The organism is Luoshenia tenuis (assembly GCF_014384745.1).
In the GTDB taxonomy this organism is placed as follows: Bacteria; Bacillota; Clostridia; order Christensenellales.
Genome location: NZ_JACRSO010000001.1, coordinates 416,003 through 435,934 on the forward strand (window position 1 = coordinate 416,003; position 19,932 = coordinate 435,934).

At 52.6% G+C, this 19,932-nt stretch carries 20 protein-coding genes and 1 tRNA gene; 5 read left to right on the plus strand and 16 right to left on the minus strand.

The genetic code is table 11. From position 1 onward, the window contains the following. Window positions 1–5: 5 nt before the first annotated feature. From H8699_RS01985 to H8699_RS01995, 3 genes are all read right to left on the minus strand, one after another. Complete coding sequence (locus H8699_RS01985) at window positions 6–692, minus strand: GntR family transcriptional regulator (protein ID WP_249284247.1); 687 nt, start codon at window positions 690–692, stop codon at window positions 6–8. A 146-nt stretch (window positions 693–838) separates the two neighbouring features. Next, window positions 839–2,041: a cation:proton antiporter gene (locus H8699_RS01990; protein WP_249284248.1), complete on the minus strand. Its 1,203-nt coding sequence runs from the start codon at window positions 2,039–2,041 to the stop codon at window positions 839–841. A gap of 16 nt (window positions 2,042–2,057) precedes the next feature. After that, a complete protein-coding gene (locus H8699_RS01995) occupies window positions 2,058–2,396 on the minus strand; it encodes a P-II family nitrogen regulator (RefSeq protein ID WP_147518403.1) in 339 nt (112 codons plus the stop codon). A 300-nt stretch (window positions 2,397–2,696) separates the two neighbouring features. Between H8699_RS01995 and H8699_RS02000 the strand changes: the two genes are divergently transcribed. Next, window positions 2,697–3,155: a MerR family transcriptional regulator gene (locus H8699_RS02000; protein WP_249284249.1), complete on the plus strand. Its 459-nt coding sequence runs from the start codon at window positions 2,697–2,699 to the stop codon at window positions 3,153–3,155. Beyond that, window positions 3,152–4,105, plus strand: coding sequence for an NAD-dependent epimerase/dehydratase family protein (locus H8699_RS02005; RefSeq protein WP_249284250.1), 954 nt, complete (start codon window positions 3,152–3,154; stop codon window positions 4,103–4,105). The genes H8699_RS02000 and H8699_RS02005 overlap by 4 nt, the downstream gene beginning before the upstream one ends. 88 nt (window positions 4,106–4,193) lie before the next feature. Here the strand turns inward: H8699_RS02005 and H8699_RS02010 are convergent, their stop codons facing one another. From H8699_RS02010 to araB, 3 genes are read right to left on the minus strand one after another with little or no spacing between them, the layout of a single operon-like run. Continuing rightward, complete coding sequence (locus H8699_RS02010; RefSeq protein WP_249284251.1) at window positions 4,194–5,675, minus strand: L-fucose/L-arabinose isomerase family protein; 1,482 nt, start codon at window positions 5,673–5,675, stop codon at window positions 4,194–4,196. A gap of 46 nt (window positions 5,676–5,721) precedes the next feature. Next, a complete protein-coding gene (locus H8699_RS02015) occupies window positions 5,722–6,426 on the minus strand; it encodes an L-ribulose-5-phosphate 4-epimerase (protein WP_283244111.1) in 705 nt (234 codons plus the stop codon). Continuing rightward, window positions 6,419–8,089, minus strand: a complete 1,671-nt coding sequence (gene araB, locus H8699_RS02020; RefSeq protein WP_249284252.1) for a ribulokinase — start codon at window positions 8,087–8,089, stop codon at window positions 6,419–6,421. The genes H8699_RS02015 and araB overlap by 8 nt, the downstream gene beginning before the upstream one ends. Before the next feature lie 341 nt (window positions 8,090–8,430). Here araB and H8699_RS02025 point away from each other — a divergent pair. Further along, window positions 8,431–8,506: transfer RNA gene (locus H8699_RS02025), tRNA-Glu, on the plus strand. Window positions 8,507–8,815: 309 nt separating this feature from the next. Continuing rightward, entirely contained in the window at window positions 8,816–9,334 is a 519-nt protein-coding gene (locus H8699_RS02030) for a helix-turn-helix domain-containing protein (protein ID WP_249284253.1), read from the plus strand. Between the two features lie 99 nt (window positions 9,335–9,433). Here H8699_RS02030 and H8699_RS02035 read toward each other — a convergent pair whose 3' ends face one another. Genes H8699_RS02035 through H8699_RS02045 form a run of 3 tightly spaced genes read right to left on the minus strand, consistent with a single transcriptional unit; the run spans window position 9,434 to window position 10,351 of the window. Further along, window positions 9,434–9,682: a lipoprotein gene (locus H8699_RS02035; protein ID WP_249284254.1), complete on the minus strand. Its 249-nt coding sequence runs from the start codon at window positions 9,680–9,682 to the stop codon at window positions 9,434–9,436. A 49-nt stretch (window positions 9,683–9,731) separates the two neighbouring features. Continuing rightward, on the minus strand, window positions 9,732–10,013 hold the full coding sequence (locus H8699_RS02040) for a hypothetical protein (RefSeq protein ID WP_249284255.1): 282 nt from the start codon (window positions 10,011–10,013) through the stop codon (window positions 9,732–9,734). A gap of 17 nt (window positions 10,014–10,030) precedes the next feature. Next, a complete protein-coding gene (locus tag H8699_RS02045) occupies window positions 10,031–10,351 on the minus strand; it encodes a hypothetical protein (protein ID WP_249284256.1) in 321 nt (106 codons plus the stop codon). Window positions 10,352–10,598: 247 nt separating this feature from the next. Here H8699_RS02045 and H8699_RS02050 point away from each other — a divergent pair, with 247 nt between their 5' ends. After that, a complete protein-coding gene (locus tag H8699_RS02050; protein ID WP_249284257.1) occupies window positions 10,599–10,817 on the plus strand; it encodes a helix-turn-helix domain-containing protein in 219 nt (72 codons plus the stop codon). A 551-nt stretch (window positions 10,818–11,368) separates the two neighbouring features. Here H8699_RS02050 and H8699_RS02055 read toward each other — a convergent pair. The 7 genes from H8699_RS02055 to H8699_RS02085 form a co-directional block, all read right to left on the minus strand. Then, window positions 11,369–11,632, minus strand: a complete 264-nt coding sequence (locus H8699_RS02055) for a Txe/YoeB family addiction module toxin (protein ID WP_249284258.1) — start codon at window positions 11,630–11,632, stop codon at window positions 11,369–11,371. Further along, a complete protein-coding gene (locus tag H8699_RS02060; RefSeq protein ID WP_249284259.1) occupies window positions 11,625–11,888 on the minus strand; it encodes a type II toxin-antitoxin system Phd/YefM family antitoxin in 264 nt (87 codons plus the stop codon). Before H8699_RS02060 ends, H8699_RS02055 begins: the two co-directional genes overlap by 8 nt. A gap of 117 nt (window positions 11,889–12,005) precedes the next feature. Then, a complete protein-coding gene (locus tag H8699_RS02065; protein WP_249284260.1) occupies window positions 12,006–17,444 on the minus strand; it encodes a hypothetical protein in 5,439 nt (1,812 codons plus the stop codon). 14 nt (window positions 17,445–17,458) lie between these two features. Further along, the gene (locus H8699_RS02070; protein ID WP_249284261.1) at window positions 17,459–18,208 is read right to left on the minus strand and encodes a hypothetical protein; all 750 of its coding nucleotides are present in this window, start codon (window positions 18,206–18,208) and stop codon (window positions 17,459–17,461) included. Beyond that, complete coding sequence (locus H8699_RS02075) at window positions 18,209–18,502, minus strand: phage holin family protein (RefSeq protein WP_249284262.1); 294 nt, start codon at window positions 18,500–18,502, stop codon at window positions 18,209–18,211. Between the two features lie 12 nt (window positions 18,503–18,514). Continuing rightward, complete coding sequence (locus tag H8699_RS02080) at window positions 18,515–18,823, minus strand: hypothetical protein (RefSeq protein ID WP_249284263.1); 309 nt, start codon at window positions 18,821–18,823, stop codon at window positions 18,515–18,517. Beyond that, window positions 18,817–19,932: an N-acetylmuramoyl-L-alanine amidase gene (locus tag H8699_RS02085; protein WP_249284264.1), complete on the minus strand. Its 1,116-nt coding sequence runs from the start codon at window positions 19,930–19,932 to the stop codon at window positions 18,817–18,819. Before H8699_RS02085 ends, H8699_RS02080 begins: the two co-directional genes overlap by 7 nt.

Here is a 19,932-nt window from a genome sequence, read left to right on the forward strand (position 1 = left end):
CAAATTTACCGGCCGACCTGCTGGCGGGTATGCCGCACAAAGTTGCCATAGTTGTTCAGCGCCTTATCCCTGGAACTGGCCAGGTGCGCCTCATACGCTGCCACGGCCGTCTCCGGCCCCTGCATCAGGGTCATAAACAGGTCCAGGTGCCGCTTTTTAAAGTGTTCCACGTTGGTGTTGACCGCGCCGGGCAGGTCGGGCCAGGCGACCTCGCACATCACCTGCTCGATATTGGTCCAGGCGCCGATCACGGCCTTATTGCCGCTGGCGCGGGTGATGCTGCCGTGAAAATCGCTGTCCAGCTTCTGAATATCGCTCTGGGACGCCCCCTCATCCAACATACGGATCTTGTTGACCACCTCAAAGATGCCCTCCATATCCTTATCGCCCGCGGCCACCTGCTCCACCGCCACGGTCTCCAGGTGCGCGCGCAGGTCGTGGAACTCGCTCAAGTCCTTCTCGCTCAGGCAGGCGATGTTACGCGTGCCGTTGGGGTTGGCGATAATCAGCCCCTCTTTTTCCAGGATCATCAGCGCGCCCCGCACCGCTGCCCGGCTGACGCCGTACTCCTGCGCCAGTTCGATCTCCCGTACCTGCTGACCATCCTGATAGCGGTAAAAGATGATGTCCTTACGCAGAGCCTTGAGGATCGTCTGTACACTGTTGCTACGGGATAAAGCGCCGTTTTGCATAATCACAATTCTCCAATCATATCTAGCAATAATATTTAGCAGTTAGGATATAGTCTATTCTTAGCACATCCACAACAGATTGTCAACAAACGGATTTTTTCAATTATAAAAGGCGGAGCGCAAAACTCCGCCTTCTCGCTTTTGATTTATCCCACCCGCTTGGCTTTTACCTTCGGGGCGGTGACGATCTCTCCCGCCTTTTGCAGGGTAAATTTGGAGACCGCAGGGCCGATGATCTCGTAAATAAAGGTGGCGCACAGCACCACGGCGCGGATCACCTGCGCATACTCCGGCACGGCGGACTGGGCCACCAGCGTAAGGCCGATCGCCACGCCCGCCTGGGGGATCAGCGTGGGCCCCAGGTATTTTTGTACGGCCCTTGGCGCCTTCATGATCTTCGCGCCCAGCCATGCGCCGCCCATCTTGCCCGCCACGCGCATGACCACGTAACAAATGCCCACCACGCCGATGGTGGGGATGACCGAGAGCTCCAGCTCTGCGCCCGAAACGGCAAAGAACATCATAAACAGCGGCGGGGTGACAAAATCGGTAATGCGCATGATCGCATCCCCCTCCCGGCAGACGTTGACCATAACCCCGCCCAGCGCCATACAGGTGAGCAGCGCCGAAATATCCAGCAGGTTGGATAGTGCAATGGCGATAAATACGAACCCCACGATCAGGCACAGCCGGTTGGATTCCTTTTTAAACCACCGCAGCGGCACCACAAACAGCGCCCCCAGCACCGCGCCGATGCCCAGCGATTGCACGATCTCCCACACCGGCTCCAGGATGGAGAGCAGCATATTCTCCTGCACGCCGCCATTTAAGGATTTGGCGATGGTGACCGCAAAGCCAAAGGCGATCAGCGCCACCGCGTCGTCCAGCGCCACCACGCTCATCAGCGTTTCGGTCACCGGGCCCTTGGCCTTATACTGGCGCACCACCATGATGGTGGCCGCCGGTGCCGTAGCCGCAGCGATAGAGCCGATGACCAGGGAAAACGCCAGGTCGTTGCCCAGGGCCAGCATCCCTAACGTGACCGCCACGCTGGCAATCAGCGCCTCAAAGATGGCGATGACGATGGGCGTAAAGCCCACGCGCTTAAAATAACTCATCTTAAACTCGCTGCCGATGGAAAACGCGATGAATCCTAATGCCATATCCGAGATCAGGTGGAAATTTGTCACCGCCTCTTTGGGGATGATCCCCAGCACCGAGGGGCCCAAGATCAGCCCGGCTACCAGATACCCCGTTACGTTGGGCAGTTTGCATAATTTGGCCAGCCGCCCAAAGGCCAGCGCGCAAAATACGATAACCGCAAGATAAAACAATACACCCAGTTCCAACTTTTCTTCAACCCCTCTATTTTCGCACGCCCTCGACCAGATCAATGGGCAGGGTGAATACGATGCCGGTATCCGGCTTGTTCAAGTCGCCCACTACGCCCTGGATAACGGAAACGGCAGCGTGTACCTGTTCGTCCCGCAGCACCAGCAGCAGGGTACGGTTCTCCTCCCGTCCCGGGTCCAGCAGCGCCCGCAGCGAGCCGAAAAGCGGGCTTTCCTCATCGTTGCCGTGCAGTGCCCGGGCCATGCCGGTGCTGGTCAAAATCGTGGCCCCGTGGATGCCCGCCGTGTTGAACTCCCGCAGCAAGTCCTCCAGCACCTCCACCTTGTTTAAGATGAATACCATTAGTTTCAATTTTCCTCAACCCCTCTCGTCGTTTATCCTCGGCATGAAACGGCCACAATCCTCCTTTTAAGGGATTGTGGCAGCTGCTCTTTGTTCATTGTAACTTGTAGCCCTCTAAATAGCGGCCGTTTTTATTATAGCACCCGGGATGCGTTTTGACACACTTATTTCACAACCGGTGCGCAGTGTGCTAAAATTAAAGGCGAAAATCACCTTGCCGGGCTTGACTTAGAGCGTACTCTAAGGGCTAGTCTGATGATAGTGATACATTGAAACCGCGTTCCAAATCCATTGCAAAGGATGATCGGTATGACTTATACCATTGGCCAGGTGGCTAAAAAAATGGGCATCAGCGCTTTTACCCTGCGCTATTACGATAAAGAGGGCCTGTTGCCCTTTGTACGCCGGGATGAAAATGGGGTGCGGATATTTGAGGAGTCCGACCTGGAATTTCTGCGCGTGATCGACTGTTTAAAAAAGACCGGCATGCCCATTAAGGACATACGTACCTTTATCGTCTGGACCACCCAGGGCGACGCCTCGCTTCAGCAGCGCTACGATATGTTTATGGCGCGCAAAAGGGAGGTCGACCGCCAGCTTGAACAGCTGCTTTCTTACCGCGACTGCATCGCCTATAAATGCGACTATTATGAAAAAGCCCTGCAAGCCGGTACTGAGGCCATCCACTGGCAGCAGCGGGATGGCGAGCCGGAGATGGTTCTGGGGCGGCTGGCTAAAATAAGTGAAAACGAAGCGGAGGGAATATGATGAAGATCGTTATCATCGGCGGCTATGGCCATATCGGCAGTTATCTTGCCCCTAAATTGGTGGAGGCGGGACACGAGGTGACCTGCATTTCGCGCGGGCAAAGCAAGCCCTACACGCAAGGCCCCGCCTGGCGGGAGGTCCGCCGGGTGATCCTGGATCGGGAGATGTCGCCTCAGGGCAGTTTTGAAAGGGAGATCGCCGCACTCAACGCCGATGTGGTGATCGACCTGATCAACTTCTCGCTGGAGAGCACAAAGCGCATGGCGCAGGCGCTAAAGGGCACCAACCTTTCCCACTACCTGTATTGCTCCTCCATCTGGGCGCATGGCAAGGCCACGCTTTTACCGGCGACCGAGGATCAGCCTAAGTTCCCCCTGGATGAATACGGCATCCAAAAGGCCAAAAGCGAGGCCTACCTGCACGCGCTCTACCGCCAGGAGGGCTTCCCTGAAACGGTAGTCATGCCCGGGCAGATCTCCGGGCCGGGCTGGGCGATCATCACGCCCACGGGCAATGCGGATTATACGACCTTTGGCAAGATCCAGCGCGGCGAAGAGATCTCCATTCCCAATCTGGGTATGGAAACGCTGCACCATGTGCATGCGGACGACGTGGCCCAGGTCTTTTTTAACGCCATCGTACACCGTAAGGCCGCGCTGGGCGAGAGCTTTCACGCCGTGGGGGCGGAATCGATCACGCTGCTGGGATACGCGCAGGCCATGTACCGCTTTTTCGGCCAGGAGGAAAATATCCGCCTGCTGCCCTGGGACGAGTGGTGCGCGGCCACCGGAGATGAAAAGTGGATCGAACACACTTATTACCACATCGCCCGCAGCGGGACTTACAGTATTGAAAAGGGCCGGCGCCTGATCGACTACCGCCCGCGCCATACGCTGCTGGAAACCGTGCAGCAAAGCGTTGCCTATATGGTGGAACATCACTGGTTTTAAAGCACATCAAAAAGCCGCCTGCAAAGTATGCAGGCGGCTTTTTCTCTTTTCATTTTATGATCTTTTCTAGCGCCAATCCCTATCGTTCTTAAGCAAAGGGATTCTCGTCCTTATACAGCATTCCCTTGGGCTGGTTGAAGGCCACGTCCTCCACGCCCAGCAGCTTCATGGCGCTAAACAGCGCCTTACCCACCTTGCCAAAGGCCACGCCGCCGTGGTGCGGATAGCGCCCCGCCACCAGCACGTGGCGGTAGAAGCGCCCCATCTCCGGGATGGCAAAGATACCGATGCCGCCAAAGGACTGGGTGGCCACCGGCAGCACCTCGCCCTGGGCCACATAGCTGTGCAGCGAACAATCCGCCGCGCCCTGCAGCCTAAAGAAGGTGATATCGCCCGGGCGGATGTCGCCCTCCAGCGTACCGCGGGTGATATCCGGCTCGCTATCCGGCTCCAGCGAGCGCTTCATAATCAGCTGATACTTCATCTCGGGCTTGACCAGGTGGCAGGCCGGGGTATTGCCGCAGTGGAAGCCCATAAAGGTATCCTGCAGGGTATAATCGTACTTGCCGGCGATATTGGCGTTAAACATATCGCTGGGCACGGTGTTGTTGATATCCAGCAGCGTGGGCGGGACCATGGTGGCGCAGGCGATAATGTACTCGGTCACCGCGCCGTAGATGTCCACCTCGCAGGAGACCGGCATCATCTTGGAGGCCAGGCGGCTGTTGACGTAGCAGGGCACAAAGCCGAACTTCTCCTCAAAGGCGGGCCAGCACTTGTTGGCAAAGGCCACGTACTCGCTTGCGCCCTTATGGTCTTCGGCCCAATCCAGCAGCGTCAGCTCAAACTGCGCCAACCGGGGCAGGATGCCGGGCATCTTGTTGCCCTCGCCCAGTTCCTTTTCCATATCCGCCATCACCTCGGGGATGCGCGGATCGTCCTTATGGGCCTCGTAGGCTACGAGAAGATCCAGCTCGCTGTTCTCCTCCACGGCGATCCCCAAATCAAACAGGGGCTTAATCGGCGCGTTGCAGGCCACAAAATCGTTGGGACGCGGGCCAAAGGCGATGACCTTGAGCTTGCTTAGCCCCAGAATGATGCGGGCCACGGGGATAAAGTCGTCGATCATCTTGCAGATATCCTCAGCCGTGCCCACCGGGTACTCCGGAATATAGGCGCGCACGTTGCGGATGCCCAGGTTGTACGAGCAGTTGAGCATGCCGCAGTAGGCGTCGCCCCGGTCGCTCTTGAGGATCTCGGTGAATTCCTCGGCCGCGGCCACCGGCATCACCGGCCCCGGGAACTTCTGGGCCAGCAGGGTCTCCGGCGTTTCCGGGCCAAAATTGCCTAGGAACAGCACCAGCGCGTTGCAGCCGGCCGCCTCAAGTTCGTCCAAGGCCTTCATGGCGTCGTTTTCGTTTTCAATGGTGGTCATGATCTCTACGATCTGTCCGCCCTGTTTGCGGTAAGCCTCGCACAGCGCGGCGCGCCGGCGCTCGCTCAAATCGATGGGGAAACAATCGCGGCTGACGGCCACGACGCCCAGGCGTACCTCAGGAATGTTAAACATGGTAGAACCCCCTTTAAATGATGTCTTTTTTATCCTAAGCGGAAAACTACTTCCGCTTGACCTGCCCATAATAGGCGTTTGCCCCGTGCTTGCGGTAATAATGCTTATCCAACAGCGCCTGGCTCATAGGCTGCAGGCCGCCGGTCAGCTGCTCGCTCACCCGGGCCATATCCGCCACGTATTCCATCACCGTGGCGTGATATACGGCCTCGGCCGGGTCCTTGCCCCAGGAGAAGGGGCCGTGGCTAAAGACCAACACCCCGGGATACTGGGAGGCGTCTTCACCCTTGAACCGCTCCACGATGACCAAACCGGTATTGGCCTCGTAATCGGTGGCGATCTCCGTCCCGGTCATGGGCCGGGTGCAGGGGATCTCCCCATGGCAGTAATCCGCCTGGGTGGTGCCGTAGCAGGGGATGCCCCGCCCGGCCTGCGCCCAGGCCGTAGCCATGCGGCTGTGGGTATGGGCCACGCCCCCAAGCGAAGGGAAGGCCCGGTAGAGCGCCAGATGGGTCTCCAGGTCGCTGGAAGGGTTCAGCTCCCCTTCCACCCGTTCTCCTTCAAGGGAGACCACCACCATATCCTCCGGGCGCATGGTCGCGTAATCCACCCCACTGGGCTTGATGACCACAAGGCCCTGTTCCCGGTCGATCCCGCTGACGTTGCCAAAGGTATAGATCACCAGGTTCTGGCGCACCAGCTCCAGGTTGGCTTCAAATACTTCCTCTTTTAAGGCGCGCAGGCTAGTCATGGCGGCGCACCTCCGCGCGCAGGGCCTTCATGCGCTTCATCACGTCGTTCTCCCCGCGGCCGAAGTAATCGTACAGCTTGCAGTAATCCGCGTAGATCTTCTTATAAACTTCCGCGTTTTCCGGGATGGGCTTATAGGGCTGGGGCTTGACCTTGGCCATCTTCTCGGCGGCCTCAAAGATGGTATCGTACCCGCCGGCCGCCTTGCCGGCCGCCACCGCGCCGAACATGGCGCTGCCCAGCGCCACCGCCTGGGGCGAATCGGAGATGTAGATCTCCATATTGGTCACATCCGCATAAATCTGCATCATCATCTGGTTCTTCTCGGCAATGCCGCCGCAGGCCACCAGGTGGTCGATGGGCACGCCCGAGCGGATGAACTCCTCGATGATGCGGTTGGCGCCGTAGGCCGTAGCCTCGATCAGCGCCCGGTAAACCTCCTCGGGCTTGGTCAGCAGCGTCATCCCCAGCATCATGCCGGTCAGGTCCACATCCACCAATACCGAGCGGTTGCCATTCCACCAATCCAGCGCCAGCAGGCCGCTCTCGCCCGGCTTTAAGGCGCTGGCCTTTTCGGTGAGCAGCTGATGGATGCCCATGCCGCGCTCTCTGGCTTCTTTTTCATAACTTTCGGGCACGCAGTTCTCCACGAACCACTCAAAGTGGTCGCCTACGCAGCTCTGGCCGGCCTCGTAGCCCATATAGCCGGGCTCTACGCCGTCCTCTACTACGCCGCACATGCCGGGCACCATTTTCTCCTCGTCCGCGATCAGGATATCGCAGGTGGAGGTACCCATGATCAGCAGCATGGCCCCGGGGGTGACCTCGCCCACCGCCGGCAGGCTCACATGCGCGTCCACATTGCCTACCGCCACGGCGGTATTGGTGGTCAGCCCGGTCTTTTGCGCCATCTCCTTTGTTAAATAGCCCGCCCGCGAGCCGATGGGATAGATATCCCGGCTGAGCTTTTCATCCACCACGTTCTCCATCCGCGGGTCCAATGCCTTAAAGAAATCGTTAGAAGGATACCCTTCCCGTTTGGACCAAATGGCCTTGTAGCCGGCGGTGCAGCTGTTGCGCTTTTCCTCTCCGCACAGCATCATGGTGGTCCAGTCCGCCAGTTCCATAATGCGGTCAGCTGCCTCATAAACTTCGGGCGCTTCGCGCAGGATCTGCATGATCTTGGGGAACACCCACTCCGAGGAGATCTTGCCGCCGTAGCGGCCAAGGAAGCTCTCCCCCCGCTCCCGGGCGATGGCGTTGAGCTTATCCGCATCGCTCTGGGCGGCATGGTGTTTCCACAGCTTTACATAGCTGTGGGGTTCCTCCTCCCACTGGGGCAGCATGCAAAGCGGGGTTCCGTTTTGATCCACCGGCAAAATGGTACAGCTGGTAAAATCCACTGCCATGCCGATCACATCCGCAGGCTCTACGCCGGATTCCTTCAAGACCTGCGGGATGGTCTGGTAAAACACTTCAAGATAATCCTGCGGGTGCTGCAGCGCCCAATCCGGCGGCAATACTTTGCCGCAGGGCAGCTTTTCATCCATCACACCGTGGGTGTATTCCTTTACGGCCTGGGCCACGATATTGCCCGTGCCTACCTCCACCAGTACCGAGCGGCCGGACTGCGTGCCAAAATCCACACCAAGCGTATACTTCATCTTTCAATACTCCCCTTTAACTTTGTCGTCGCCTATAGATGCACAGAAGTTGAAATTACCCCCATAAAAAGCGCGCGCGAAGCCCCCGCGTCCGGCACGCCTATTTTTATAAATTATATCATTTCGCCCGGTTCAAATGCAATCTATCCCGCTTTGTTGTACAAGATCGTCGTGCCTTTTTCCCCCATCTTTCGCCGGAATCATCCGCGAAAAATTTTTCCAGAAATAATCGACATTTTTTGCTTGACAAGCCCTACCCCGCTTGCTATAATATCGCATGTGGCACGGTTCGTGCCCGTCCCCCGTGCGGCTGCTGGTTCATCCCGGTCGCGCGGAATTATGCCTCCGTGGTCTAGAGGCCTAGGACGCCGCCCTCTCACGGCGGTAACAGGGGTTCGAATCCCCTCGGAGGTGCCAAGACAAGAAACCCGCTATTCTCAATGGATGGCGGGTTTTTCCTTTATTCATGCGGGTTTGCGGGTTTCCTCATTGTCCGACGTGTTGGGCAAATTGTGCATATCAAGGACAAAATTATGCTGTTTTGGGCGCTAATATCACACGAAATATCACACGGAGTTATGTACAAATTATGCTTAGTTCAATATATTATAACCGGCATGGGGTTATATTGGATATACGCACAATAAATTGTACACAACCCGCTTGACAATATATCATATATGGTATATTATGGCGGTAAGAGAATACACAAGAAGGGGGATAATCATGTTTGACACAAATCAAGTCTATGCTTACGGGTATATTGCTGGATTGATCGAGCGTGAGGCAGTATCGCACGGACAAACCATTGTTACCGCAAAACTATTTGAGGATGCTAGTATGCGGCCAAGCGTTGGGTTTGCGCAGATCAATAATGCCGCACGACGCAGCAAGTTATTGACCGATGATCTCGCTGCGCGAATAGCGGATATTGCTGCAACTATCGACGCACCTATAGATGATGACGCAGGTATGATGCCAAAGCCACTACCATTACCACTACAGGGGACTTGGCAACTTGGTTATTATCATGCCCTTGGCGGTAAAGAGCCTGCGTATGATCACAAAACAGGCATCCGCGCGATGCGCAAGGCCGCAGGGATGACGCAGGCACAACTAGCCGACAAGATGGGCTGCTCTCAAGAGCACATAAGCCGCTGGGAGACGGGGGCGGTTATCCCTGGTGCTGATACAATCAAGCAGATTGCTGATGCGTTAGGGTGCAGCATGGACGATCTGGTCTAGCAGGATTATTCTGTCGCCGGGAGTGCCCGGCGTGGGTTGAAATACATTGATCTAGTGGCTAACAAGAGGCCTCGGCTTATGCCGGGCCTCTTGTCTATCTTAATCTATACCAGTCAGTAAGTCATCGTATATAGATTCTGTTCCGCGGCCATCTACCGTGAGCGTCACCCGCTGCCCTACCTCATAGCCGGGCGCATAGTCCGCCACCCAGCCTGTGCCATCGTCAAGATTGATATATAGTGCTTGCTCGTCAACGTTGGTCACTGTGCCAGTGATGGTGTGCGTATCCTGTGCCGTGCAACCGGTGAGCGTTACGACCGCCAGTAAAGCAATTAATAACTTCTTCATGGTTTTCCTCCCTCGCGGAGTTATGCCGCCCCGCCCGGCTTTGGTTGTGTTACGCCTGCGCCAGCCTGTTGCTGTAGGCCACCTGCACACGCCATTTATTACGGTTTGCGCCCCAAAAAAACGGGCCTTTGGGATCTGACTCAATCTCGTATGCAAGATTACGTGCGCCATCAGGTGTAACAATTACAAGCTCGGCCATATTATTGTGGTACGTTTCCCATTCGTCCGGGATGGTTATCATTACCGGCTCGCTGATATCCTGCGCTACAGGATGGTAGATGGGGTATTTACGGCCTCGGACGTTGTAATTTGCGTACATTTTGATCTTCATGTTTTTCTCCTCCATTTTTAAGCTGCAATCGCTATTACTTGCGCGTCCTTAATGATGATCTCGCCGATGTCCTCGCCATATTCAAAATAATTGCCAGCCACAATTGCCACATGCTCTCCGTAATACTCATTTACATTCAAGCTATTAATATCGGTCGCGCATACGCCGTCTAGCTCTTCGTCGGTTTCTTCGCCGTCGATCCATACTTTAGATACATGATCCATTTCGCCAAGCTCAAAGGGCATTTCCTGGACGCGCACGCCTACTACTTCATAATCCCAGCTAGCTTCTTTTGCGATCTCCAGGGCCTTGTTAATCATTGCTTGTGTGAGCTTCATTTTTGCTTGCCGCCTTTCTTTTTTTCTGCGGCTCTGCTATAATAGCTTTGGCCGCGGTCTACGTGTGCTGCGCTCCGTGTTAGTTGGTAGCTGTCCGGAGCGCTTTTCCTTTTCCCTTTCGACATCTTTATGATACACTATTTTTTATATAATGTCAACTGTTTTTTATAAAATATTTTATATTTTTTAAATTTTTACGTTTACAAAATAAACAGAATAGTATATTATAATATTGGAGGTGTATAAAATGGATGTCAGGGAATATATAAGGCTTTGTTGTGTAAAGCGCGGCAATATCACAGAGGCGGAATTAGCGCGCAGAACAGGCCAGACCCCGCAAAATATGAATAATAAATACAAACGTAATACATTTAAAATATCCGAGCTGGAAAAGGTAGCAAATGCACTTAATGCAGACCTAAAAATTGTATTTGTTGATCGAGATACGGGAGAGCCGATAGAATAAATTATTTAGTTAGCTAACAAACAAATACACTCGACTACGCGCGACGAATAGGAGGTAAATATGCGACGGGAGATTTGCGTTAAAATTGTATACGATGATGTGGCTGAGCGCAGTCATGACATGGGCGAGGATGTTATCAAGCAGATAGCGGATACCCTTGATTGCGGTAACGTTATCCTTACCAACGAGGCGATATATGACGATTATGGGTGCGCGGTATACACCCGCGCATGTAACGTTGATGCAAACGGCGCAAAGAGACCATTGCCTCGGCCACAGGACAATTGGGATGCAAGGGTAACACGTCCTTATCTTTTTCGTGGCGCCACGAAAAAGATAAAAAATAGAGCACAATCGCAAGTAACTGCAATCGTGCTCCGCAAAAACCTTTCGGTTTTTTCCGCCGGGCGGGATATAGCGCGCATACCGCCCGTAAAATGTTGTTGCGTAACCGCAGAGCGCCTACGCCAGCGCAGTCCGTAAACATACGCCTCAATCCTCTATCTATTATAGCACAAGGCCCCGGCAAATACCAGGGCCTTGAATAATGCTTAGTCCTCATAATGTCCTTTGCACGATACAATCATAATGTCGTGATCGCCTTGGATGTAATATACCAGCCTGTTTTTTGCGTCTATACGTCTGCTCCAACAATTATCCTTGTGCCTTAGTGGCTCAGGCTTGCCTATCCCGTCAAAGCTATTGCGCTGTATATCCTTTAGCAGTTGATTTATTCGGCGCGTGGTTTTTTTGTCTTGCATTTGCCAGTCGAGATAGTCATCCCATGCGGTTGGGCCAAACGTTATATTATTCATCGGCCATCGCCTCTAGCTCATCCATGGTTTTTACTACACCGCGCCCTGCTTGTATATCTGCTATTGATCGGTCTAGTTTGCTTAGGTACTCCGCATTGCGGGCTGCCTTTTGCAGTGCGTTCCATTCGTCGAGGCTGATAATTACAACGTTCTTTTCGCCCTTGCGCGTTACAATAACGGTCTCGTTGTTGTCCGTTACTTGATCGCAATACGTTTTAAGGTTACCTCTAATCGTTGAGTAGGTTACAGCTAACATTTATTATCCCTCCTTTGCTAAATATATTGTACAATATTTTGTACAATAAGTCAAGTGTTTATGCGCAAAATAGGCAAAAAAAATAAGACCGGGATTGCTCCCGGCCTTGTGAATGGATTAGTCTTTGAGGTCTGCGAGTTTCATCCAGCGCACATCTACAATATTGTTAGCCTGCTGGCTTGTATAGCCCAGGCGCTTTAGCGCTGCCCTCTGTTTGGTCTTGCTGCTCCCTGCGTCCGTCATTGCTTGCCACGCCTTGGCCCATGCGTCACCCGTCATATCGGGGATATACTTTTTAGCTTCCTTGTACTTGAGCTGTGGGCTCTCATTCATGGCGCTCACGACAAAGCTGTCTTGAGTGCTGTAATCGCGGTTTATCCCCGCGGCATCGGCTATGGTCTGTTTGGCCGTACTATCATATGGCAGGTTATTGATATAACGCGCTACCGCAGCACTACCTCCGTTACCCGACCCGCTACCGTCACCGCTGCTCTTGATCGTGGATATGGTATCCAGTATATCCTCGTACTCGGACATATCTATTCCTTGCGATCTCAGCTGGCTATAGGCCTTTTGCTGCTTGTCATTTAGCTCGGAGTTAGTAAGCTCAAACGTCCTTGCGCTAGAGTAGTCAACATCCGTACCCACATCAAGCATGATTTCATCGAGCCGCGTTTTTTGCTCTGTGCTGAGGTCTGGCCAGTCCATAAGGATATTGCGCTTTTGCTGCTTGGTTAAGCTGTCCCCATCCTCGTTTTTATCGGCAAACGCCTGCTTGATACCGTAAAATACAGGCAAGCTAACATCGGTCTTTAACGCCTCAATAGCGGTATTGGTGTCCTTGCTCGTCGTGTATTCTGGATGCCCCATGCGCTCCAAAACAGCATCTAGGGTAAAATCGTCGATGGCCTTAAACATATCCTTGCGCACATCCTCGTCAAGCTCTATGAGGTCAACGCCATCCGGGATTAGGTTGCGGGCAAACTGCTGACGCAGTGCACGCATATCATCGGATAAGGTAACCTTGTGTTCCTCGGCATCCTCCCCCTCTCCCGTCTTGTATGTGACGATGTTAGGCAGTGCTCTAACATGCTGCTCTATGATGCCCTCATCTGTGCTAGGCTCTGCCTTTGGGTATCCATCCTCATAGTAGCGCCCACCGCCTACTGCCGTCTTGCCGCCTACAACGCCTTTAACCCAGTTCCACGGGTTTTGGTCTACCTCATACTGTAGTTCCTCGCTACCGTCGTTTTGGCGCTTGTAGGAGCCACCAGCGCCAACCGTTTGCAAGCCCTGTATTGTTTTCTTGGCTTGCCCGCCGCCAAAAGGAGCCAAAAACGCGCCTGTTTCCAGCGCCCAGGTGCCCGCATCATCCAGCAGCTTGCTAGGCGCTATATTACCTTCTAGCGTTTGGCCAATCTCGCCTAGCAGTTCAAAATCAAGCACTTTTCCGATTGTGTTTAATACTGGTACACGGCCACCACCTAACGCACTGCCCAGCACGGGTATTTGCTCGGCTACATCCATGGCGGCGTTTTGCACGGTTTCGGTTGCGCCTTTTTGCTCAACATCACGCACAACAGGTTCGCCACCTAGCATGTAAAATACATTATTCAGCTTTTTCCCGGTCGCATCGCCAACGACGTTGTTAGCCATGCCTAGCGGGTCTAGCGCAGGTCTACGGCCAAAGATAGCCTCGTATGCATCGTCAAACAGGTACATTAGCAAAGCATATTCAATAAGCTTTCCGACCGCTTTTCCATTGCTACCAGCATAGCGCTTAAGATCGCTTTTTGCAAAACCAAGCTGATTAAATGGTTCAAGCTGAAATTGCAAAAGGGCCTTGTATATGGGGTTTTTACTGCCAAATGCTGTAGGGGCTTGTGTGCGTGATCTATCGCCCATTAGATTAGCGGCAAAACCATCGGCATATTTCATAGCGGCGTCAGGCGTATCGCCCTTTGCTAAACGCTCATTATACTTGGCACGGACAATAAGCTCTGCGGTATATCTGTCAGTAAGGCCCATAATGTCCACTTTATCCATAGCCTTTTCAATGCCTGTTTTGTAGATCTTATTTTCACCAAAACGCCGCTGCAAAAACTTTGACCGTTCGACAAATCCATCATTATGCTTTAGATTCTTGGCCATATCGATATTGGCCTTGAGCATAGCTGGCTTTGACGTAAATACTACCGCTTGCGTGCTTGATATTAGGTTAGTAGCAGCAGACCCTATGTTTCCTACAACCGCGCTGCGAGATAGCTGATTGGATAACCAATTTGCTACGCTATACGCTCTACGACCAATCATGCTTTCTATCACACGATCAGGGCGCGTCTTTTTGCCCGCGATAATATTTGCGTATTCGTCAAGCCATGCCGCAAGGTTGGATAGGTGCGTATCACCGTTAGCCTTAAACTTGTCAATAGCAGCCTGCTTTTCGTCGACGGTAAGGCTCTGATCGGCCATGATCTCACGGATTTTTGCCTGTGTGCCCTCGTCCGAGTGCGCAAACCTAACCTTGTTCCCGACCGTGCGCAGTAACTGGATATGGTCGGTATATGCCACCACGTTAGCCATGCTGCGGGCGTACTGGTCAAGGCCATACAGGGCATTATAGTCCGTCTTATTCCCCGTGCGGCGTTGCATAAACCTAGACCATTGGTGCTTGGGTTTAAAGTCCTCCGTCCTGCCGTTTATCTCCGTTGGCAGTGCATTGGGCGTAACATCAAAGCCCATAGCCTTTAACGCTCTGCGCATGGGGTCTTGCGGGTCGCTGATGTGCGGGAAATAGTTTTCTATACGCCCCATTGGTTTCTGCCCGGTGCGCACAAGTTCTTCGTTTACCATTTGGTATAAGTTCTCATAAATGCCCCGGAAAACCTGCACGCCCTCTTTTACACGGCTAGCGCTTACATTGCTGGGCAATTCGGCTTCGGTTATAACGCCCTCACCTAGCATCTGGATATACTTGCTTTCTTCAGGTGTAAACTTATACGGGTTGACCTGCTCTGCAATGTCATTATAAATTTTCACCGCCCTTGTATCCGCATCACCGCCTGTGCGGATAAGCGCGTCAACTACCTTGCTCTGTTCCGCCTGGTCTTTGACGGTGTGGCGGATAACGCGCTCCGGCGTGCTAATAGCATTACTAGCAGGGATACGAACGTCCTGCCAGTTTTCCATTCCTTCCAAGATAGCATCCGCGCGCGCTTCAAGGTCGGCTTGATATTCGGAGTTATATTCGCGGATAGGCGCATGCAAAGCATCTGCGTCTGCTTTTAGCGTAGCGTACTCCATAATCCGCGCTGCACTCATATCTTTTGGGATATTACGGATGTCCATATCCCCGCTAGCCACAAGATCAGCTACTTTCTTTTCGGCAGCCGTTATGCCGCTGCGTTCGTTAAACCATTTTAGATCAGTATCAATACGCCACTCATTCCTCCGCAGCTCTAGCAAGTTTGCCGTATTCACGCTACCATCTTCATTACGGATGGGGAGTTGCTTTAAAGATTCTTTAACGCTTTCCTCAATCTGCAATTCATTAGATTTCTTTGTCTCAATCACACGGTTGCGGATGTCGGAAATCTCACGTAATTTATCTACAGAATCAGCAAACGGTATGCTATCATTTCCCAATAAATCCGGGTACTTTTGGAACAGCTCGTTATAAACAGTATCAACATCTACTCCACTATTGACGCGAACGTTTAGCCCTTTTACCTCTCCTTCAATGCCATCTATTCCGACTGGCTTTTTAATGGTTAGGTCTTTTAAATCTGCCAAAAATGCAGCGCCGTCTTTCTGTACAGCCTTATTAAACACGGATAATTCGGCAACGCTTTGTTGTACCTCGTTATATGGTGCTGTGGGCTCCACAATCGGCCCCTGCTGCGTTTGAATATCCTGCTGCACTGTTTGTATGTTCCCGTTCTCATCAAGCGGCACAACGCTTTTTAGAGGGGAATCCTGCGGGCTTAACATCTTCTGTTCTGCGGGTTTAACAAGGCTATTATCGTTTTGTGCTTGTGCATTCCTGCTTTTATTAATACGGCTGTTAATTGCGTTTGTGCCACCCTGGATAAGCGATGCAAGGGCAGCTGAATACAGGTTTTCTTCAAGCGTCGGAGATTCAAAATCATCCGTAACACCAGTAGCCCATTTTGCAGCAGCATCCGTATAATTCTGGATAATCTCAGATATGGGCTCTTCCGAAAATCGGAATGCACTTACAATACTTTGTGCTACCTTTGGGTTCTTCGACAGTTTAGATACCAACCTGTTCTTTAGCCCTGTTTTATCTAATGCTTTACCAGCCCAGCCGGTTCTACCGGATACTGCGCCACCAAAGCCCTCAAACATTTTATCCACCAATAAATCGGCTGCGGCAGAAGTAACACCATAGATCACAGCTTGATCCGCATCCCCTGTTTCCTTGTATGCAGCCTGCGCCTTAGAGCCAAAGTTATCCGCAAAGGATAAGCCATAGGCAGCAGCACTAGCGCCGCCTGGAAGATAAGATGCAGCAACAACAGGAGCCATTGAAACGACATCGCCGACAACGTCAGAGGTTTTTTCTAGCACCTCAATCGGTTTGTATTTCTCTTTAAGGTTCTCCCCATACTGTTCTGCCCAATCCAGGGATAAACCCCAGTCACGTATATTTTGCACCGGGTTATCCACTTCGCCTGTATCCACTTCCGCGATGGCATTTAGGGCCGGTGTTGCATAAGTGGCTAGAGTTGTAGCTCCGCCAAGCAAATGTTCACCCATGCCAACTAGCGGCTTTACAATTCCGTTTTGCACAAAATATTGTTTATCTTCATCATACCTTGTGTTATAGGCATTCCATAGCGCTTGTTCGTGGCTTTGCCCCTGCTTTCTGTTTTCCAGGTATAATTGATTTATCTTTTCCGCTTCTTCTTGCATCTGTTCGCCAAGCGGTCTAGTTTTAAAGTCATATTTTGCATTGACCTCTGCTGCATGCTTTTGATCCATCGCATGAGCTTCGGGGTTCATTTCTGCGCCGATCAAAGATCCAGCAATGTTGTAAGGTAGTTCTCCTCCCAACGCCAAATGCTGTTTATAAGCGTTATCTTCGCTTGATGTGTACTGATCGGACATCGACGCACCACGGCTAGCCTCTTCTTTAGTAAAAACAGGAAGGGGCGCAATAGCGCCCCCACCAACAATGTTTTCTGCCGCGGCATTTACATTAGCAGCCCCCGCTGCTACTGCACCTGCAAGTCCATTTGACCCATCAATAAACTTTGTAGCTTCTGCGCCAACATCTTCATCACCATACAGCAACTTTTGAGTGCTTTCGTCCTCATAATCAGGTTCCTTAACACCCTTTTCTGCTTCAAGCCGCCTGTTAATAATTTCATTCATAGATTTTTTGGCTTGCTTACTGATACGGCTTCCTTCTGTCTCTTCGAGCCACTTTTTTGTTTCGGCGGATTTTAGCCATTCATTATATGTTGGAGCAAGTTCAACATCAGTATATTTTTTGGTAATCTTCCTATTTAAGTAGTCAGCACCGTTTGCCATAAAAATCCTCCATTTTAAATCGATACACCAGCTTTTCTAAGGCGCTCAATCGCTCCAGCCTGCGCTTTACCAGACCCATGCTTAGCTAAATACATATCATAATCATACTGTTCTTTGTAAGTATATTGATCGTTTTTGGTAGCCGTACCAGAAGAAGCTGAATTATTATTCCCGCTGGATTTTTTACTGCCAGAAGAACTAGAACTCCTAGACCTTGCAGCCGCCGCTGCCGCCGCTGCACGCTGCCGCTCTGCTTCCTGTTCAGCCTCCCAAATCTGGCGCTGTAGTTCTGCTTCGGCTAAGCGCTCGTTATATTCCGCTTGCGCCTGTGCCATCTGTAAGGCAAAGTTATTGCGGATCGTACCCAGCGCATTATCGCCCTCTGCGCGGGCGTTTGCAATTCGCAGATTCATGTCGTTAGTGCTGCTATCCCTCTGCTTGGTTAGATCGTTCATGTTGTTGCCGTACATGGTGTTTAGCTTTAATTGAGATGTTTCCGATGCGCCGCCAGTTAAACCAAGCGCGGCCATCCGCTGGGGAAGGTCGCGCTGTTGAATCATCTTATTTACGTATGCCTGAGCCGCAGAGGATTTATACTGGTCGTTAATTTTAGGGCGTTCGGCCTCAAGGTTATTAATGGTCTGCTGCGTTTGGGCCTGCTGCTGTGCTTCCTGCGCTGCTTGCGCATCTCTATAAGATTGCAGCTGGTCGTTATACATCTTTTCTAATGCTGCGGTTTGAATACTATAAGGGTTCGTTGCCAACTATTCCACCTCCGAATCCTCGTCGCTGTCGCTCTTTGCAATCTGCTTAATGGTCTGGTTCAGCCCAACGGCAGACCAGCCCGCAACGCCGCCCATCATCAGGTAATAGGGCCAACTCTGCCCGCTTAATGCAAATGGGCCATAGCAAAGTCCCATCAGCATGCCGCAGATCAATAGCGTTAGCGGTATGCACCAATCCGGCACTTTAGGGATCGCTTTCATAGCGGCCCCAAGGCCGTACAGAAAAGCGGCCAAAACCACAAATTCTGGGATTAAAATGCTTGCAAAATCCATTGCTATTCCTCCTTATTCTTTCTCTGTCGGCAAGCTATGGAGCTTCCCGACCAATTCAGTTATCGTTCCATTTCCGCCCAGCTCGTGGTACTCTTTATAAAGGCTTTCGATATTCTCTCTGGCATAGATAGGGCAAAAGCCCTTATCGCTGTAACGGTTGTATTCCTGTACAATCTCGTTACGCAATAGGGCTTTTACGCCATTGTTTACGGCCTGCTGCTTTTTTACCTTACCGCTGATCCGGCGAAACCATACTGTAAGGCCAGAGATTGCAAGACTGAAAACAAATTCCAGCCAGTATTTTGCGATGAATTCTAGCATCCCTTCAGTAACCCCCACGTTTCCGCGCCGGGAATCCCATCTACCATGCTACAATGCGCCTTTTGGAATAGGATCACGCCCGCCTGCGTCTTAGCGCCAAAGATGCCGTCAATATCCACCGCCACCCTATGGTAGTTAAGTCGATACTGCATGTACCTTACAAACTCGCCACGGTCGCCCTTGTGCAGCGTCGGCCACGTCGGGCCTTTGCCGCCGTTTTGCAGCGCCGCCCAGGTCTTGGGGCCACAGATGCCATCCACCACTAAACCGTTGACCTCTTGGAATAGCCGCACGGAATAGTATGTCTCATCCCCGTAGTCGCCGTCCGCGCCATAACGGGGTAGCACATAACCCAGCGATAAAAGTAGCTCTTGCAGCTTTTTGACCCATGCGCCGCTACTCCCCTTGCGGATCGTGGGCGGCAGCTCCGGTTCGGGTTTCGGCTCCGGCTCCGGTGCTGGGGCCGTGGCGCTACCGTCCGGTGCGACGTATCCCACACCAAAGTAATTGCAGATACCCCTGCATTGGGCCTCGGCTACCTCCTGCACAAAGGCCGGGTCAAGCATACGCGTAGCGCTCTCCCACACATCCATAAAACCGGTCTCAAATAATACTGCGGGCATGGTGGTGTGCCGTAGCACATACAATTTACCCTGTCCATAGGATACATCCGTCACATACCCATTACTGGGCCATGGCACCACCTTAGCTTGCTCTGCACAGACCGCCGCCGCAAGGCGTTTTGTCGCCTCGCTGGCATACTGGCTATAAAATGCCACAAAGTAGCCGCCGTCCCACCACACGCCCTTGGCCGCGTTGTAATGCTCTGAGATATAGATGTCAGCCCCCGCGTTATTCGCCGTCGCTACCCGCGTCGATAGAGCAACATCATACGTATCAGGACTAACATTGACCGTATCGATGCCGCACCGGTTAAGCGCCGACATAAGCGCCTCCGCTACCGCCTTATTCCACTCCTTCTCGTGGATTTCGTCCCCAGCCCTGCGTACCGTCTGTCCGTTAATCACTAAGTCCTGCGTCAGCTTGGGCGTGCGCTTGCCCGCCGTCTCCATGCCGTGTCCACTGTCTACCGCTACCAGATATGCCAT

Coding starts and splice junctions, on each gene's coding strand:
- H8699_RS01985 (WP_249284247.1), bottom strand. CDS start 692: ATGCAAAACGGCGCTTTATCCCGTAGCAACAGTGTACAGACGATCCTC.
- H8699_RS02000 (WP_249284249.1), top strand. CDS start 2,697: ATGACTTATACCATTGGCCAGGTGGCTAAAAAAATGGGCATCAGCGCT.
- H8699_RS02005 (WP_249284250.1), top strand. CDS start 3,152: ATGATGAAGATCGTTATCATCGGCGGCTATGGCCATATCGGCAGTTAT.
- H8699_RS02010 (WP_249284251.1), bottom strand. CDS start 5,675: ATGTTTAACATTCCTGAGGTACGCCTGGGCGTCGTGGCCGTCAGCCGC.
- H8699_RS02015 (WP_283244111.1), bottom strand. CDS start 6,426: ATGACTAGCCTGCGCGCCTTAAAAGAGGAAGTATTTGAAGCCAACCTG.
- araB (WP_249284252.1), bottom strand. CDS start 8,089: ATGAAGTATACGCTTGGTGTGGATTTTGGCACGCAGTCCGGCCGCTCG.
- H8699_RS02030 (WP_249284253.1), top strand. CDS start 8,816: ATGTTTGACACAAATCAAGTCTATGCTTACGGGTATATTGCTGGATTG.
- H8699_RS02035 (WP_249284254.1), bottom strand. CDS start 9,682: ATGAAGAAGTTATTAATTGCTTTACTGGCGGTCGTAACGCTCACCGGT.
- H8699_RS02040 (WP_249284255.1), bottom strand. CDS start 10,013: ATGAAGATCAAAATGTACGCAAATTACAACGTCCGAGGCCGTAAATAC.
- H8699_RS02045 (WP_249284256.1), bottom strand. CDS start 10,351: ATGAAGCTCACACAAGCAATGATTAACAAGGCCCTGGAGATCGCAAAA.
- H8699_RS02050 (WP_249284257.1), top strand. CDS start 10,599: ATGGATGTCAGGGAATATATAAGGCTTTGTTGTGTAAAGCGCGGCAAT.
- H8699_RS02055 (WP_249284258.1), bottom strand. CDS start 11,632: ATGAATAATATAACGTTTGGCCCAACCGCATGGGATGACTATCTCGAC.
- H8699_RS02060 (WP_249284259.1), bottom strand. CDS start 11,888: ATGTTAGCTGTAACCTACTCAACGATTAGAGGTAACCTTAAAACGTAT.
- H8699_RS02065 (WP_249284260.1), bottom strand. CDS start 17,444: ATGGCAAACGGTGCTGACTACTTAAATAGGAAGATTACCAAAAAATAT.
- H8699_RS02075 (WP_249284262.1), bottom strand. CDS start 18,502: ATGGATTTTGCAAGCATTTTAATCCCAGAATTTGTGGTTTTGGCCGCT.
- H8699_RS02080 (WP_249284263.1), bottom strand. CDS start 18,823: ATGCTAGAATTCATCGCAAAATACTGGCTGGAATTTGTTTTCAGTCTT.
- H8699_RS02085 (WP_249284264.1), bottom strand. CDS start 19,932: ATGGCATATCTGGTAGCGGTAGACAGTGGACACGGCATGGAGACGGCG.